This window comes from Citrobacter sp. Igbk 17, from assembly GCF_028069775.1.
Classification (GTDB): domain Bacteria; phylum Pseudomonadota; class Gammaproteobacteria; order Enterobacterales; family Enterobacteriaceae; genus Citrobacter.
Map to the genome: position 1 here is coordinate 1 of NZ_JANEWI010000112.1, position 265 is coordinate 265.

A 265-nucleotide genomic window follows, 5' to 3' on the forward strand; every position below is an offset into this window, starting at 1 on the left:
CCCATCAATTAACCTTCCGGCACCGGGCAGGCGTCACACCGTATACGTCCACTTTCGTGTTTGCACAGTGCTGTGTTTTTAATAAACAGTTGCAGCCAGCTGGTATCTTCGACTGATTTCAGCTCCATGAGTAAATCACTTCACCTACATATCAGCGTGCCTTCTCCCGAAGTTACGGCACCATTTTGCCTAGTTCCTTCACCCGAGTTCTCTCAAGCGCCTTGGTATTCTCTACCTGACCACCTGTGTCGGTTTGGGGTACGAT

Annotated in this window: 1 rRNA gene; it reads right to left on the reverse strand. The window is 49.8% G+C overall.

The annotated features are described in order from the left end of the window. Positions 1-265, reverse strand: a 23S ribosomal RNA gene (locus tag NNO08_RS23040); the annotation flags it as partial.